The organism is Fluviispira sanaruensis (assembly GCF_004295685.1).
GTDB classification, from domain to species: Bacteria; Bdellovibrionota_B; Oligoflexia; order Silvanigrellales; family Silvanigrellaceae; genus Silvanigrella; species Silvanigrella sanaruensis.
In genome coordinates this window covers 3,023,410-3,037,537 of sequence record NZ_AP019368.1, presented here as the reverse complement: position 1 = coordinate 3,037,537, position 14,128 = coordinate 3,023,410, and the positions used below count along the sequence as shown (strand labels likewise).

General features: G+C 33.6%; 13 protein-coding genes. 10 read left to right on the top strand and 3 right to left on the bottom strand.

Annotated features, from left to right (window positions below; translation table 11 throughout):
* The first annotated feature begins 222 nt into the window (after positions 1-222).
* Positions 223-1,881, top strand: coding sequence for a bifunctional phosphoribosylaminoimidazolecarboxamide formyltransferase/IMP cyclohydrolase (purH, locus tag EZS29_RS12750; RefSeq protein WP_130611396.1), 1,659 nt, complete (start codon positions 223-225; stop codon positions 1,879-1,881).
* Between the two features lie 9 nt (positions 1,882-1,890).
* Here the strand turns inward: purH and EZS29_RS12745 are convergent, their stop codons facing one another.
* Positions 1,891-2,508, bottom strand: a complete 618-nt coding sequence (locus EZS29_RS12745) for a TetR/AcrR family transcriptional regulator (protein WP_130611393.1) — start codon at positions 2,506-2,508, stop codon at positions 1,891-1,893.
* A gap of 407 nt (positions 2,509-2,915) precedes the next feature.
* Here EZS29_RS12745 and EZS29_RS12740 point away from each other — a divergent pair, with 407 nt between their 5' ends.
* The 5 genes from EZS29_RS12740 (at position 2,916) to EZS29_RS12720 (ending at position 9,747) form a co-directional block, all read left to right on the top strand.
* Positions 2,916-4,676: an ATP-binding cassette domain-containing protein gene (locus tag EZS29_RS12740; protein WP_130611390.1), complete on the top strand. Its 1,761-nt coding sequence runs from the start codon at positions 2,916-2,918 to the stop codon at positions 4,674-4,676.
* Positions 4,677-4,680: 4 nt separating this feature from the next.
* On the top strand, positions 4,681-6,567 hold the full coding sequence (locus EZS29_RS12735) for an ABC transporter ATP-binding protein (RefSeq protein ID WP_172603946.1): 1,887 nt from the start codon (positions 4,681-4,683) through the stop codon (positions 6,565-6,567).
* Between the two features lie 9 nt (positions 6,568-6,576).
* Complete coding sequence (locus tag EZS29_RS12730) at positions 6,577-7,350, top strand: SDR family NAD(P)-dependent oxidoreductase (RefSeq protein ID WP_130611384.1); 774 nt, start codon at positions 6,577-6,579, stop codon at positions 7,348-7,350.
* Between the two features lie 79 nt (positions 7,351-7,429).
* The gene (locus EZS29_RS12725; protein ID WP_130611381.1) at positions 7,430-8,668 is read left to right on the top strand and encodes a S8 family peptidase; all 1,239 of its coding nucleotides are present in this window, start codon (positions 7,430-7,432) and stop codon (positions 8,666-8,668) included.
* Positions 8,669-8,736: 68 nt separating this feature from the next.
* Positions 8,737-9,747, top strand: coding sequence for a TerC family protein (locus EZS29_RS12720; protein WP_130611376.1), 1,011 nt, complete (start codon positions 8,737-8,739; stop codon positions 9,745-9,747).
* A gap of 3 nt (positions 9,748-9,750) precedes the next feature.
* Here the strand turns inward: EZS29_RS12720 and EZS29_RS12715 are convergent, their stop codons facing one another.
* Positions 9,751-10,038 carry a hypothetical protein gene (locus tag EZS29_RS12715; protein WP_130611373.1) on the bottom strand — a complete coding sequence of 96 codons (288 nt, stop codon included), beginning with the start codon at positions 10,036-10,038 and terminating at the stop codon, positions 9,751-9,753.
* 339 nt (positions 10,039-10,377) lie between these two features.
* Here EZS29_RS12715 and EZS29_RS16015 point away from each other — a divergent pair, with 339 nt between their 5' ends.
* Both EZS29_RS16015 and EZS29_RS12710 read left to right on the top strand, forming a co-directional pair.
* Positions 10,378-10,521 (top strand): hypothetical protein, encoded by a 144-nt coding sequence (locus EZS29_RS16015; RefSeq protein ID WP_172603945.1) that lies wholly within the window; start codon positions 10,378-10,380, stop codon positions 10,519-10,521.
* 59 nt (positions 10,522-10,580) lie between these two features.
* The gene (locus EZS29_RS12710; protein ID WP_130611370.1) at positions 10,581-11,198 is read left to right on the top strand and encodes a hypothetical protein; all 618 of its coding nucleotides are present in this window, start codon (positions 10,581-10,583) and stop codon (positions 11,196-11,198) included.
* 50 nt (positions 11,199-11,248) lie between these two features.
* On the opposite strand, the gene tyrS is transcribed toward EZS29_RS12710, so the two are convergent.
* Positions 11,249-12,514 (bottom strand): tyrosine--tRNA ligase, encoded by a 1,266-nt coding sequence (tyrS, locus tag EZS29_RS12705; RefSeq protein WP_130611367.1) that lies wholly within the window; start codon positions 12,512-12,514, stop codon positions 11,249-11,251.
* Between the two features lie 49 nt (positions 12,515-12,563).
* On the opposite strand from tyrS, the gene EZS29_RS12700 reads away from it, so the two are divergent.
* Complete coding sequence (locus EZS29_RS12700) at positions 12,564-13,445, top strand: hypothetical protein (RefSeq protein ID WP_130611364.1); 882 nt, start codon at positions 12,564-12,566, stop codon at positions 13,443-13,445.
* Positions 13,446-13,479: 34 nt separating this feature from the next.
* Positions 13,480-14,121, top strand: a complete 642-nt coding sequence (locus EZS29_RS12695; protein WP_130611361.1) for a hypothetical protein — start codon at positions 13,480-13,482, stop codon at positions 14,119-14,121.
* The last annotated feature ends 7 nt before the right edge of the window (positions 14,122-14,128 follow it).

Sequence of the window (14,128 nt, the reverse complement as noted above, 5' to 3'; positions counted from 1 at the left end):
TTTTTGATAATCCAATTAGCACCTAACCTCCCATGCTATCTTTCTTAGCAATATAAATAAATATCGTCTGATTTTAGTATAATTTTATATTTCTTTTTGTTCATGAGAGTGATATCAGAAAAGCGTTTATACGTGCAAATAAGTATCGTTATAAGCGTTTTTTAGATCAGTCTTAACAATACTTTTTAAGTGTCAAAATACTGCTTTTTAATGAGGTGAAGCATGAGTCATTATTCCGCCACGTTATCGCAACCAGTAAAAGATTTGGTTAAAGTGCGCAGAGCTCTTTTGTCCGTCTCTGATAAAAATGGGCTGAAAGAACTTTGTGTTTTTTTAAATAAAATAGGCTGCCAACTTGTAGCTACGTCTTCAACATATAAAGCAATAATCGACTTCGGATTGCCATGTTTGACCGTCGATTCAATCACAAAGTTTCCAGAAATATTGGGTGGTAGAGTAAAAACTCTCCACCCAAAAATTTTTGGTGGGATTCTCGCTCGTGAATACCTTGAAAGTGATCTTGCGGATATGAAAGAACATGAAATTGAAATATTTGATTTGGTTGTTTGCAATCTTTATCCCTTTCAAGAGGTGTTAAATAAGGGGGTTGAGTCAGAGGAACTTGTTGAAAATATTGATATAGGTGGCGTTAGCTTGTTACGCGCTGCTGCGAAGAATCATGCATCCATTTCTATTTTAACGGATGTCAAAGACTATAAATCCCTAGTTGAAAATATTGTTGAAAATAATGGGTCAGTTTCCTTAGCACTGCGAAGACAATTAGCAATAAAAGCCTTACGTGAAACCGCTTCTTATGATGAATTGATAGCGGCATCGCTTGAAAGTAGTTTTAAAGTAGAAAATTGTCTCACTCATAAAATAGGCCCAGTCAGAGCAGAAAATGTGAAAGCCATAGATTCATTGCCAGAGAATATTTGCTTATCGTTAAACAAAATTCAATCATTGCGCTATGGAGAAAATCCACATCAACAGGCTGCATTTTATCGTTTATCAGATATGCAAGCGCATGATGTTTGCTCGCTTGTGAATATGAAGTGTTTTCATGGAAAAGAGTTAAGCTATAATAATATGCTAGATATAGAGCATATTATTCGCTTAGCGAGTGATTTAAAAGACAAGTGTGCAGCGATTATTTTGAAACACAACACGCCTTGTGGCGTTGGAATTTCAGATATTTCTATTTCCGATGCTTATAGTTTGGCGTTTGAATCAGACCCCGTCAGTCCATTTGGCGGTATTGTTTGCTTAACGAAAAAAGTAACTGTTGAACTAGCCAAAAAACTTTATGAGACATTTTTAGAAGTGGTTATTGCTCCAGAGTTTGACAATGAAGCATTGCAATTGCTGCAAAAGAAAAAAAATCTGCGCTTAGCAACATATGATTCCTTGTTACCTTTATCAAATAAAACTATTTTTACCCATGTTCAAGGTGGCTTTTTGGCTCAATCTGCAAATGATATCGTGATAGATAAAAGCAAAGTGACATATCCAACTTTGTTGAAGCCAAACGAAGAAATATTTGCAGCCTTAGAGTTTGGAATGACTGTAGTCAAACATGTGCGATCGAATGCTATCGTTTTAGCAAATGCAAAACAAACTTTATCTATTGCGGGAGGCTTCACAAATCGAGTGGATGCTGTGCACAATTGCTTAAATAAGAACAGATTGTCACTCGACAATGCAATATTAGCAAGTGATGCCTTCTTTCCTTTTGCAGATAGTATAGATATTATTCATAAATATGGGATAAAACACATTGTCCAGCCTGGTGGCAGCGTACAGGATGCGGAAGTGATAAAAGCATGTGATAAATATGGAATTTCCATGTTATTTACAGGTTCAAGACACTTTAAACACTAATTTTATTTTCTAATGAATGAAAACTTTTATAAAGTCTTGACCTTTCTTGAAGATATTTTCTTGCGATTGACACGAGTGCACTGAGTTTAATATACATATATTGAGAGCAAATGAGTTTATTGCCAAAAAGATATTTTCACATTCACTCTCATTCAATATTTGTTTTTTTAAGTTTTTTTGTAATATTTTAATAAGATTTTTTTTATGCTGAGCGAAAAAATCTTCATAATTGCGAAAAGTAGTTAAGTTAATATTGCCCTGGAGGAGTTGAGCGTAATAAATTTGGAAAACTTTTCGTTCTTCCCATAATTCTTCCAGCGTCCATTGCATAAATTCAGATAAAATATTTGCTAAATTCTCTTGGTTCTGAATGTGAAGTGCGGTTTTACTAAAAGTACAAGAAAGACCTTTTTCCAATATAGTTGAGAGAAGATTGGCTTTACTCTTAAAATATTTGAAAATGAGTCCTTCAGAGCATTTTGCATTTATTGCAATTTCCTTTGTTGTTGACAGTTCATATCCCTTTTGTGCAAATAAATCGATTGCAACACTAAGAATTGTTATCATTCTCGCATTTTTTCTATTAAAACGTTCAATTGAGTATTTTGTTTTATATTTGCTTTTCATATGACTGTACTTTCAAAATTGGTTAATTCGAAAATTAATTATAATTTTTGGTTTATTGCGATATTAACCAAGATATATAGAGTCTTTATGATAATTCAAATATTCATAATTGAGAACAGATATTGGATTTCTCCATATTTTATTAATTTTAAGCAGTTGAGTCCTTTAACTGGAAGATATAATAGTGAAAATAAGTACTCTTAGAGTAGAATATTTTAAGCAATTTTGAATATTTGCAAAAAAACTAAAAAAATTAATAGTATTTATATATGAGAAAAGAAGAGCTGAGCTGCAAATGCAGTATAAAAATAAGCTAAGCTTGGTAAAATTTTTCTAAGAAAGAGTTAAGAAAATTTGGAATAAATGTAGTATTCCTATGTTCAGCAGGGAGAGGGGAAAAGTTTGATATGACAAAAAATTTATTTTCTTCAATTAAAAATAATCTCTTTCTTAAAATTCTCTTTTTACGTCCGCATTTTCGTTTCACAATTTTTCTTATAAGTTTATTAGCAAGTATAGCATCAATACTTATTCCATATTATCAGAAAAACTTTATAAATTCTTTGTCGTTGCCTGGGCAAGTTTCACATTCGGATTTGTTTATTTATATGACAATGGTTTTTGTTTGTGGAATCATCGCGCAATCCTTAGCATTTCTTGGGAAATATATCAGCTTTTTTGAGGCAAATTTTGTGCAAAAATGGCTATCAAAAGTAACTTATAATAAAACATTTATTATTAAAAATTTAGATAAAAACAACTTAACAGTTGGGCAGGTTTTGTCAATCTATGCGAGCGATATACAGACTGCATCTACTCTCATTGATGATGTTATGCCAAATATCACTTCATATATTTTGCCAATACTTCTCGCGCCTATTGCTATTATTATGATGACAAATCTCAATCCCGTAAATATTTTTATTTTGCTTATTTCGCTTCTCATAATTAACTTTTTAATGGCAATTAAACAAGGTAAATTCTTCTATCGCAATAAACTGTATGCAGCAATAAGAGTTGGCTATGTTAATGAATGGCTTCAAAATATGCGAGCCATTCGTATGCTCAATTGGATCACGGCTGTAGAAGATAAAATCAAACAAGCCCGTTTTTCTGAAACCAAAAATCGTTTAGCTATGGTGACAAATGGCAGTACTATGAATTCTTTGGGTTATACAGCACCATTTTTTATCAACATCTTTTCTGTCTATATATTGATTAAATTAGAAGGTAATAATATTAATCCAGGGGAAATATTTAGTTTACTCTGGATTTTTGGTGTATTGTTAACCCGTCCGCTTCGTATGCTACCGATGACTCTTGTTACAATCAGTGATTGCTATACATCAATTAAAAGAATTGAAAATTATTGGTCAACTGAAATGGAAGCTGAGATAAGTGAAACTCCCTATCAACTTTCTTTGACCGATGGTTCCTCCATCAAAGTAAAAAATCTGAGATATAGTATAGGAAAAAATATTCTCTTAGAAGGAATAAATATAGACATTAAAAAGAATGAATTTGTTGCTATCATTGGCGAATTGGGAGCTGGGAAGTCTAGCCTTATTTCTGCTTTGATGAACTTAAATAATATTTCATATGACGAATATAATATTGAGAATAAGTCTGTTACTGAAATGAAGTTTGATGAATTAAAAAGTTATTTTACTTACGTGCCTCAAAATTTATTTATTATTAATTCAACTTTAAGAGACAATGTTGCCTTTGAGTACAATTATCCGAAAGACAATGATAGTAAAATTCTTGAAGCTTTAGAACTTTCACAATTTATTTTTGCAAAAGAAAATTTAGAGAAAGGGCTTGATACAGAAATTGGCGAACGAGGGGTTAATTTATCTGGTGGGCAAAAGCAGAGAGTTTCTATTGCCAGAGCATATTACGCGCAAAGTCCCATTGTTATTCTCGATGACTGTTTGAGCGCATTAGATGTTCGTACAGAGAAAAAATTAAACGATGTTTTATTGAATGGAGCTTGGAAGAATAAAACAAAAATATTAGTCACTCACAGATTATCAATCTTACCTCACTGTCATAGAGTTATTTTTATGAAAAATGGGAAGATTGTTGAAGACGGTCCATTTCAGGAAATCATGCAATCTTCTAAGCAAGTCAGAGATTTCGTTATGTCACTCGAAAGCAAGGACTGAGTTTATGCCAAATCAAAATTACATGAATGATGAAGTGCATTTTACAGGGAAATATTCACAATCCATTTATAAAACAATTTTGATGGCTATTAAGCCTTATAAAAAGAAATTGTTAATTTGCTTAACTGTTGGTTTTATAGGGCGTGGTCTTTTGTTAGCAAATGCGAATATCATAGGCAAATGGGCAGATACTCTTTGTCAAAATGCAACTCTTTGTGCTAAAAACGACGGAGTTTTTTCCAGTTTTACGAGCGCTAATTTTCTTTTATTGCTAACATTATTTTCAATTACTGGTTTTTTATTTATTTTGTTTTTTAGAATTTCTGTTGCACGTATGGGAACGCATTCATGCGCAAGGCTTTATGACGAAACAACCCTTAGAGTTTCACGTTTTCCAATTTCTTTTTTTGATAGAAATCCTTTAGGAAGAATTATCACACGCTTTAGCAGTGATTACTCTGCGATTTCAAGAATGTCTGGAGGACCTCTTTCTGAAGTTTTTTCTATAACATTTGATTTAATATTGTTTTTAATATTAACCCTCATAGCGAGTTTATATTTTCTTCCTATCATTATTCTGTCTGGGGCTTTAAACTATTTTGTTTATAAAATAAATAAACACAAAATGCGGCAAGCGCGAAGAGATCTTACTGTCATAAGAGGTCCCGTGATTGCACACTTTGCGGAAACAATTCAAGGGGCAAAAATTGTCCGTATATTTGGGAAAAACAAAAAATTTACAGATCGCTTTACTGCTTTGCTTGATAAATTTTTAGTGCAAAAAAATAAAACAAATATTGTTATTAGTATATTTTCCTTACAAATGGCATTTGTTAACGTTAGCATTTTGTTTGTGACGGGAGTTTTTGGAATTTGGCTCGTGCAAAATAAAAGTGTCAGTATTGGTTCTTTGGGAGTTGCCTTTACTTTTATTTCATTAACGACAACAACAATTCAAGTTTTTTTCGAGTGGCTTTCTGCTTTGGAAGATGCCCTCACGGGCACAGAAAGAATGAATGATTACTTATGTCGAGAAATTGAAGGCGGTTCCTATTTGCCTTCTTCCACTCAATTTCAAACCGCGCATCGTACATTGAGTTATAAAGATGAATTGAAAATTAAGAAGTCAAAAGTTTTAGATTTTTCCAATTTAAATTTAGAAGTTAAAAATCTTTCTCTGAGATACTTTCCCCAACAAACTTTGGTATTAAATAATATTTCATTTACCGTAAGGGAGAGGGAAAGAATAGGAGTAATTGGTTTGACAGGGAGTGGAAAATCAAGCCTTATTCAAGCTCTTTTTCATTTGTATCCATTTGAAAGTGGAAATATTTATATAAATGGCTATGAGGCTGATCTTGGGCAGTTAAAACAAGGTGCTCGTTATATTCCGTTAGAGTTATTTCGCTCATCTATTTCGTTAATCTCTCAGGAGCCTACCCTATTTCTAGGTAGTTTTCGTGAAAATATAACAATAAATAAATCTATTAGCGATGAAATGATCATTAAGACAGCTCGAATAGTAGGTTTAGGAAAATATTTTGATGAAAATAAAAATGCGCTTGATATGGAAATATTAGAAAATGGTTCGAATCTTTCATCTGGAGAAAAGCAATTGGTTTGTATGGCGCGATGTCTCTTGAAAAACTCACCCATAGTTTTGATGGATGAGGCTACAAGCTCAATTGACCCGTTTTCAGAAGAACTGCTTGTGAATGCTTGTAAGACGTATTTAAAGAATCGAACACAAATAATTGTCGCCCATAGGCTTTCGACTATAGAAGATTGTGATCGTATTCTATGGCTTGATTCTGGTAGACTAATAATGGATGCTTCTCCACAAACAGTTCTTAATGCTTTTAAGCAATTTAAGGAAACTCAGTATCATTGAGGAGTGAAAATGAGTGTTGAAAAATGGATTATTGGTACAGGATTTTCTCGAGGTATAGGCTACGAATTAGCAAAAATTTTGAAAGATAACAATTACAAAATAGTGCATATGGGTAGAAAAAGAAGTGAGTTTGAAGACGTTTTTGTTTGGTGGGATCTTCTCAATCCAATATCAGACAGTCCATTTCCTGAACTGTCAAAAAGTATCTATGGGAAAGCCATTGTCGGATTTATTCATTGCGCAGGGGTTATGCCTATTTTACAGGTGAGCGAAACAAATCGTATGGAAAAGCATTTGTTTTGGCAGTCCCAAGCTGAAGCCATGCGCATAAATTATTTTTCGTGTGCAGAGATAATCGAAGATATTCTTCCGTTTATTATGTCACATACAGATAATGGTTCACAAAATCCACCCTTTGTTGCGCATCTTTCTTCACTGTCTGCTGTGGATCCTTTCCCCAATTTAGAACTTTATGGAGCAACGAAATCGGCCTGCTTATTATATTTTAAGTGGTTGTCTTATCGATTCGCTTTCGATGAGCTCAACTGTTTGTCTATCCATCCAGGGACAGTTCATACAGATATGGTGTCAAATGTGATCTCCAATGAATCATCGGATTTAGAGGTTGTCAAAAAATATAAAGAACTTATAAATAATAACGAAATGTTAACTCCACAAGCAGCAGCTGAAAATATTTATAAATTTTTATTTATTGACATTAAAGCCCGCGAAAGTGCACATGGCAAATTGTACCTATCTGATAAAGCGACAGTATATAAATAAAAATTTAAACTAAATATACAATATAAATACTTTTTAAAAAAATACAATTTAATGCCAAAATCCCAACTTAGGCGGAGCAATGCATTATTTTAAAAGTATTTCTCTTATAATTTTTGTGTTCTTGGTCCTTACATCTTGTAGTAGTTTCAATCCATTTAATTCAACGATTGATACAACTTCTGATGGCTCATATGTTATTGAATCGAGTATGACAGACAGTGAGTTATTAACATATGGACAAAAAGTCATATATCGATATAAATCAGTTCCCAATATGATCGCAGTGAAATCTGTAGATATTGGAAAAAGAAACTTGCAAAATATATATGCTCGAAATATTTATACGATTCCAGATAAAAATAAAAAAAATCGGAGTGATATTTTAAAATCTGCAACAGTAACAAGAAATAGTGATAATTGTTTAGAAGCTTATTGTGAAGCTAGGTTCGATGAAACATATAATTATTTACAGAGCAATAATATCACACTAAACCTTATCGATGTTGCTATTGTCGATTCAGGAGTTGTTCCTGCCACTCTCTCTATTAAAAATGCACTTGCGTCGAGCACAAATATCTCTGGAGATTCAAATATAAATAACTGGGCTTCACATGCAACATTTATTGCTTCAGTTTTAGCAGGAAGTGTTTCAGCTTATAGTATCGATAATATTTATGCCAAAAATGCTAAAATACACTCAGTTAAAATTTCTTTCTCAAGTGATAATGAAAATATTGATAAAAGAAGATTTGGCTCTTTACAAATATCAGTTGCTTTGGATGAGGCAATATCTTTAGGAGCAAAAATTGTTAATTTAAGTTTTGCATATTCACAAAAACCAGATGACAATGTTGTAATGGCTGAAAAAATTGTAATGGCAAATGCAGTAAAGAATGGTGTTATATTCGTTTGTGCAGCTGGAAATGATGGGAAAAATATCGACAATGATCCCGTCTATCCTGCCAGCTATGATTTAAATAATATTATTGTTGTTGGATCACATGACAGTGATTTGAGTCGCGCAGACACTTCAAATTATGGTAAATCTGTTGATTTATCTGCTCAAGGGGCACTTATGCGCTTAAATAATAAAAATGGAGAGCTTGCGTTTGTGGGCGGAACTAGTTTTGCAGCGCCACTCGTCGTATCAGCATTATCCATATATTATGGAATGAATTCTCAAACAGATGTGAATACAACGTTACAAAAGATATTCTCATCCGCAAATATAAATTACAATCCATCCGATTCTCTGCAAAATTCTCGCTATGGCCGTTTGGATGTAAAAAAATTATTGGAATCAGTTTATATAGATTAAGATTAAATTATTAATTTAGATCTCAATCCTACTTTAGGGCGTAAAAAAGTGTTAAGGAGAATAGAGTTATGATACTTTTTCCGTTTAATGAATATTGGTGGTTTTATTTATGTTTTTCAGGATTTATACTCGCATTGCTCGCACTCGATTTAGGTGTGTTTCATAAAAAAACCCATGAAGTCAGTTTCAAAGAAGCATCCATATGGACGACCGTTTGGATTAGCTTAGCGCTTATATTTAACATCCTTTTTTATTTTTATGCTTTGCATCAATTTTCAACGAATGAAATTTATACATCGATTGTTGGTTTTGATGCAAAAATTCAAGCAAAAACCACTGCCCTTGAATTTTTAACGGGCCTGATTGTAGAGAAGTCACTGGCCATAGATAATATCTTTGTCTTTGCCGTCGTATTTTCCTATTTTGGAATTCCAAAAAAGTATCAACATCAAATCCTCTTTTGGGGTGTTATAGGGGCTCTCGTATTTCGGGCAATTTTTATCGCCATGGGCTCAATTTTAATGCAATACCATTGGGTAGTTATATTTTTCGGAGCGCTTCTTATTTTGACTGGTATTAAAATGTTTTTTGCAGGAACTCAAGCCCAAAACTTAGAAAATAATTTTATTATTAAGCAACTGAAAAAGGTTTTTAGAGTTCATCCACAAATAGAAGGGCAGAAATTCTTTCTACGTAAAAATGGTCAGATCTATGTGACTCCTCTTTTCTTAGCTCTTATATTTTTAGAACTGAGTGACATTATTTTTGCAGTGGACTCTGTCCCAGCTATTTTTGCCATAACGAAAGAACCTATGATTGTATTTACTTCTAATATTTTTGCAATTTTAGGGCTCCGCTCAATGTATTTCATGCTTTCAGGTGTGATGGATAGATTCTCATTTATTAAATACGGGCTTGCATCAGTTCTTATATTCGTGGGATTAAAAATGGTTTGGTTGAATGAAGCTTTTGGCGGTAAATTCCCAATTGTTTGGTCCCTTTTAATTATAGGCGTTTTAATTGGGTCGTCTATTCTATTATCAATAGTCATTGATAATAGAAAAAAGAGAAGAAAATAAATATTATTTTTTATTTTTATAGTGTTCGGCAGTATTTAAATTATAATTCCAGCAAAAATAGGCACTGTGTTTGTCTTGTTCGTGATTATATTTTTCTAATGGTGTATAATTACGAGTGTCTTTTCCTTCTAATTCATAATATTTATTCTCACATTCTTTTGCATTTTTCAAATGCTGATGAACCCAATACTGATTATCATTATTATTTTTGTCCTTATCGGATCCATAACCTGCAAAAATAGGCGAAATAGAAAATGTACTTAATACTACAAATAATCCTTTAAACTTCATATTTAAACTCCTTTTCATATGCTTTAATTATAAAAGCAAACTCTCTATAGATATAAAAATGGAAAAAGGAAACTTTATAAATAGTCTATTTTTATTAAAACCAATTGTTTATAAGGGTGTTTTAAAAAATTTTGTAAGATCGCATTAAAAATTATTTGAACTTTGTATGCGATAAATAGCATTTCATAATTAATTTATAATTCTTAGTAATAACTTACAATTAAATTCTAGTTAAAATTTTTGATTAAATGGAGTATTTGTAAAAAAGTTTAAAAAAACAAAAAATATACACATCAATTTAATGGTAAAATAAACTCTTATGAGATTATAGGTTGTGCATTGCAATTCAAACAAAATATTGTGCAAATGAATTTTGTCGATGTTTTAAGAAGATATGGTTATAAAAACTCATGCTTCTTATCTTCTGAGGTGCGTTGTAGCGACCAAGAACGTAAAGTCTTCGATGGTTTTATTGAAAAGTAGCCAAAGTCTTTTTCTGATATTAAAAAAATATTCCCTGAAAAATTTACAAGGATATGATTATGAAAAAAGTCTTAAACGATGAGCAAACAAAATATTACGCAAAAAGAATTACACATTTTTTAAAAGGCTTTCGCAATCGCTCACAGTATACGACTCAAAATATTGCAGATATTTTAGAAATGTCCCTTTCAAACTATCGAAAGCTAGAAATAGAAGGGTATCCTGAAGACTGTAAATTCATTAATGCTATAGAAACCTTGTGTGCTTTTGGCAGTCTAGATAATATGACTTTGCATGAATTCGCTTACTATTTAGACAATCCCAATAAGTTTTTATATACTGAAATTAAAAATAATCTTTCGCCCAACGTAAGAAATTTATATGGTTGGGAAAAAATATTATTAGAAAATTTACATGCCTTGGATTTAGACACGCGTACAGAGTATATGCAGGAGTTTATGTCTGACAAAAACGATTCATCTCATTTTGTGAGAATCGTTAAAATCTCTTTATTATTACACAGCATAATAATAGAAAAAGTTGGGAAAGATAATTTAAAATTATTTGATGCACTGTTAGAATTTGTTTTTACAAAGTCCAAAAATAAAAATCAACACAGAATTGAGTCAGCTATTAAATTGCTTTCTAAGTTCTTTAAATACAATGAACAACATTGAAATTTAAATCTTAGACCCAAAGGGTGAGAACGAGGGCAAGTTTTATTAAACTAAACAAGCTTCACCAAATGATAATCTTTTTTGCCTTTACGTAAAACAATTGCATTTTGTTCTGTTTGAAAATCATTGTCTTTAATTTTATATGTAAAATCTGTTAACTTATCGCCGTTAAAATACAGCCCATTGCCTTGCACAAGTTTACGCGCTTCGCCGCGACTGGTGGATAATTTGCATTTTACCAGTAAGGCTAAAATGTCGATTCCTGATTCAATTTCAGACTTTTCCACTTCTGTTGTGGGTGCATTGGAAAGATCACCGCTTTTTCCTGTGAAAAGTGCTTTAGAAGTTTCTAATGCCTTAATAGCTTCGCTTTCACCGTGCACAAGTTGCGTGATTTCAAAAGCCATGCGTTCTTTCACTTCGTTGATATTTGGATTTTCAAATATTTTATCGATCTGATCTTTTTCAAGTAAGGTGAAGACATTGAACATTTTTAAAATATCGGCATCATGCACATTGCGGAAGAACTGAAAGAAGTCATAAGGCGAGGTCATTTTGGCATCGAGCCAAACTGCGTTACCCGCTGTTTTGCCGAATTTTTTGCCATCGCTGCCTACAAGAAGAGGAGTGGTCACAGCAAAAGCTTTTCCACTGGCAACGCGGCGAATGAGATCGGCTCCACCCAGCACGTTTGACCACTGATCGTCACCACCAAATTGGATAGCGCAGTTGTAATTTTGATATAAATGAAGAAAGTCATATGATTGCAGCAATTGGTAGCCGAGTTCCATAAAGGTTAAGCCACCTTCTTGAAAGCGGGAGCGATTGACTTCAGCAGAGAGCAGGCGCGCAACGGTGAAGTGACAACCGACATTGCGGGCAAAATCAATCCAGCTCATAGGCCCGATCCAGTCATTGTTATTGACAAAAATAGGGGCATTGGGTGCATTGAGATCGAAGTAGCGTTTTGCTAAATTTTTAAAGTTTTCAATATATTCTAAGATTTGTTCTTTTGAATTCATTGGCCGCATATCGGTTCTCCCAGTGGGATCGCCAATCAAGCCTGTGGCTCCTCCAAAAAGTACGATAGGTTGCAATCCAGCATTTTGCGCTCTTCTTAATAGCATAAGAGCGGCTAAATTTCCCACATGCAGGCTTGCGGCAGTGGGATCGAACCCACAATAGGCTGCATGGATTAAACCTTTTTCATTTTTGTTTCCTTTGGCAAGCAATTGTTCTAATTCTTCTTCGTGACTTATTTGTGCTATGAGGCCTCGCGCGCGAAGCTTTGAAATAAGAGAACCTTTTGCTGTCATGATATCTTTTCCTTTCTATATGGAAAGCATCTCTCTTTTGGAGTTCAAAATGTCCTTTAAACTAAAGAATATTATTTTTGTCCAGTGTTGTTTGTCCAATTTATTTTTTCAAGAATCAAGTTTTGCTGATACCCCTAAGCCTTCTTATTCATTAATGTCCCCTTCTTCTACTTTGGCAGCTTTAAGTGGTGCAGGCGCTGCTGCACCAGGGGATGCCTCTATGGTAGATGCCAATCCAGCCATTCTGCCAGCATTAAAAAAAGAATATTATTTATTTGGTGGCACAGCGTGGCAACAACGGGCCGATATGGTTGAATTTGGAATATTTGATTCTTATTTAACCCCTGTCGCTACGGTTTTAAGAGCTCGAGAAACTCTTTCAAGTGATGACATTGAGCGCGATAGAAGATTTACTTTAGGACTTGCTTATCAAATTCCTGAAATTAAAAATTTAAGTATTGGTCTGTCTTTTGAATATCAGCAACTGATATTGACTGAGAAATGGAAATGGCAAGCAGAAAATTATAGAATGGGTGCAGGTTTATTTTATCAAATTGACCTTGCAAGCGGACGTCCTATATTTTTGGGCTTAAGTAGCCTTGGTATGTTTGATAAATATAACCCAACAACCTTTGATGCAGGGATATCTACTGTAGTATTAGATGGTTATTACACATTAAGTGCCGATGCTTTGTTCGATTCACAATCGGGATTTTTATCGGCAGTGGGTGGCTTTAATGTTGCAGTTCATAGATTCTTTGATATTAAAGGAAGTGTTGGTTATAATCCAAATGAATCAAGATTTTTTTGGGGAACAGGAATTTTTTTTAATGGTCCAGTGCTTCGTCTCTATTATACACTTGTCAAGACTGATTCCGATGATACAACACTCAGGCAAACAGCGGGCGCACAGATCGCTCTCTCTCTTTAAATTTTAGTTCTCGTTGGATCCATTTGGAGGAAAAATGGCAATTACGGATGGTCCGAATTCACTTTTTATTTCATCGCAGTCAAAATCTTCATCAAGAGTAGGAAATGACATTTTAGCTTACTGCAATCGTTGCAAGATGAATTTAACTCATACTATTGTAACTTGTGGCGCAAATAATAAGCCTGAAAAGGTATTGTGCAATACATGTAAGTCAGAAAAACTATATCGCTCACCAAAATCTGAGGCTGAATTAGCTAAAGGAGGAACTCGGGAAATGGAACGTGATGAAGAACAAGATCTTGATTTAGATGCAGGGGCTAAACGCCTAACAGGGGATGATCCTGGGGTAAAGAAAAAAAGTAAGGCAAAAGCAAAATCGAGAAAGAAAGATGACTCCGAATCGAGAACCAGTACAAAGTCAGTTGCTCAGCTGCCTTTAAGTATGCAAGCTGGAACTTCAGAAGATATTGCTCAATATGAAGCGCGCTTAAGTGCACAAAAAAATAATGTTTCACACGCTAAAGAGTATAAAGCTTCTGTACGATTCAAACCAGGTGAAATACTCAATCATAAATCTTTTGGTATTGGCTTTGTGGTTGCAGAAAGCGGGCTCAATAAAATTGAAGTTCTATTTTCTAAAGGAAGAAAACTCTTAGCTACGGGCTTGGGGCAATAATTTCTTA

Bases quoted from the DNA above. Each gene is read 5' to 3' on its own strand.
- purH (WP_130611396.1), top strand. From the start codon at position 223: ATGAGTCATTATTCCGCCACGTTATCGCAACCAGTAAAAGATTTGGTT.
- EZS29_RS12745 (WP_130611393.1), bottom strand. From the start codon at position 2,508: ATGAAAAGCAAATATAAAACAAAATACTCAATTGAACGTTTTAATAGA.
- EZS29_RS12740 (WP_130611390.1), top strand. From the start codon at position 2,916: ATGACAAAAAATTTATTTTCTTCAATTAAAAATAATCTCTTTCTTAAA.
- EZS29_RS12735 (WP_172603946.1), top strand. From the start codon at position 4,681: ATGCCAAATCAAAATTACATGAATGATGAAGTGCATTTTACAGGGAAA.
- EZS29_RS12730 (WP_130611384.1), top strand. From the start codon at position 6,577: ATGAGTGTTGAAAAATGGATTATTGGTACAGGATTTTCTCGAGGTATA.
- EZS29_RS12725 (WP_130611381.1), top strand. From the start codon at position 7,430: ATGCATTATTTTAAAAGTATTTCTCTTATAATTTTTGTGTTCTTGGTC.
- EZS29_RS12720 (WP_130611376.1), top strand. From the start codon at position 8,737: ATGATACTTTTTCCGTTTAATGAATATTGGTGGTTTTATTTATGTTTT.
- EZS29_RS12715 (WP_130611373.1), bottom strand. From the start codon at position 10,038: ATGAAGTTTAAAGGATTATTTGTAGTATTAAGTACATTTTCTATTTCG.
- EZS29_RS12710 (WP_130611370.1), top strand. From the start codon at position 10,581: ATGAAAAAAGTCTTAAACGATGAGCAAACAAAATATTACGCAAAAAGA.
- tyrS (WP_130611367.1), bottom strand. From the start codon at position 12,514: ATGACAGCAAAAGGTTCTCTTATTTCAAAGCTTCGCGCGCGAGGCCTC.
- EZS29_RS12700 (WP_130611364.1), top strand. From the start codon at position 12,564: ATGTCCTTTAAACTAAAGAATATTATTTTTGTCCAGTGTTGTTTGTCC.
- EZS29_RS12695 (WP_130611361.1), top strand. From the start codon at position 13,480: ATGGCAATTACGGATGGTCCGAATTCACTTTTTATTTCATCGCAGTCA.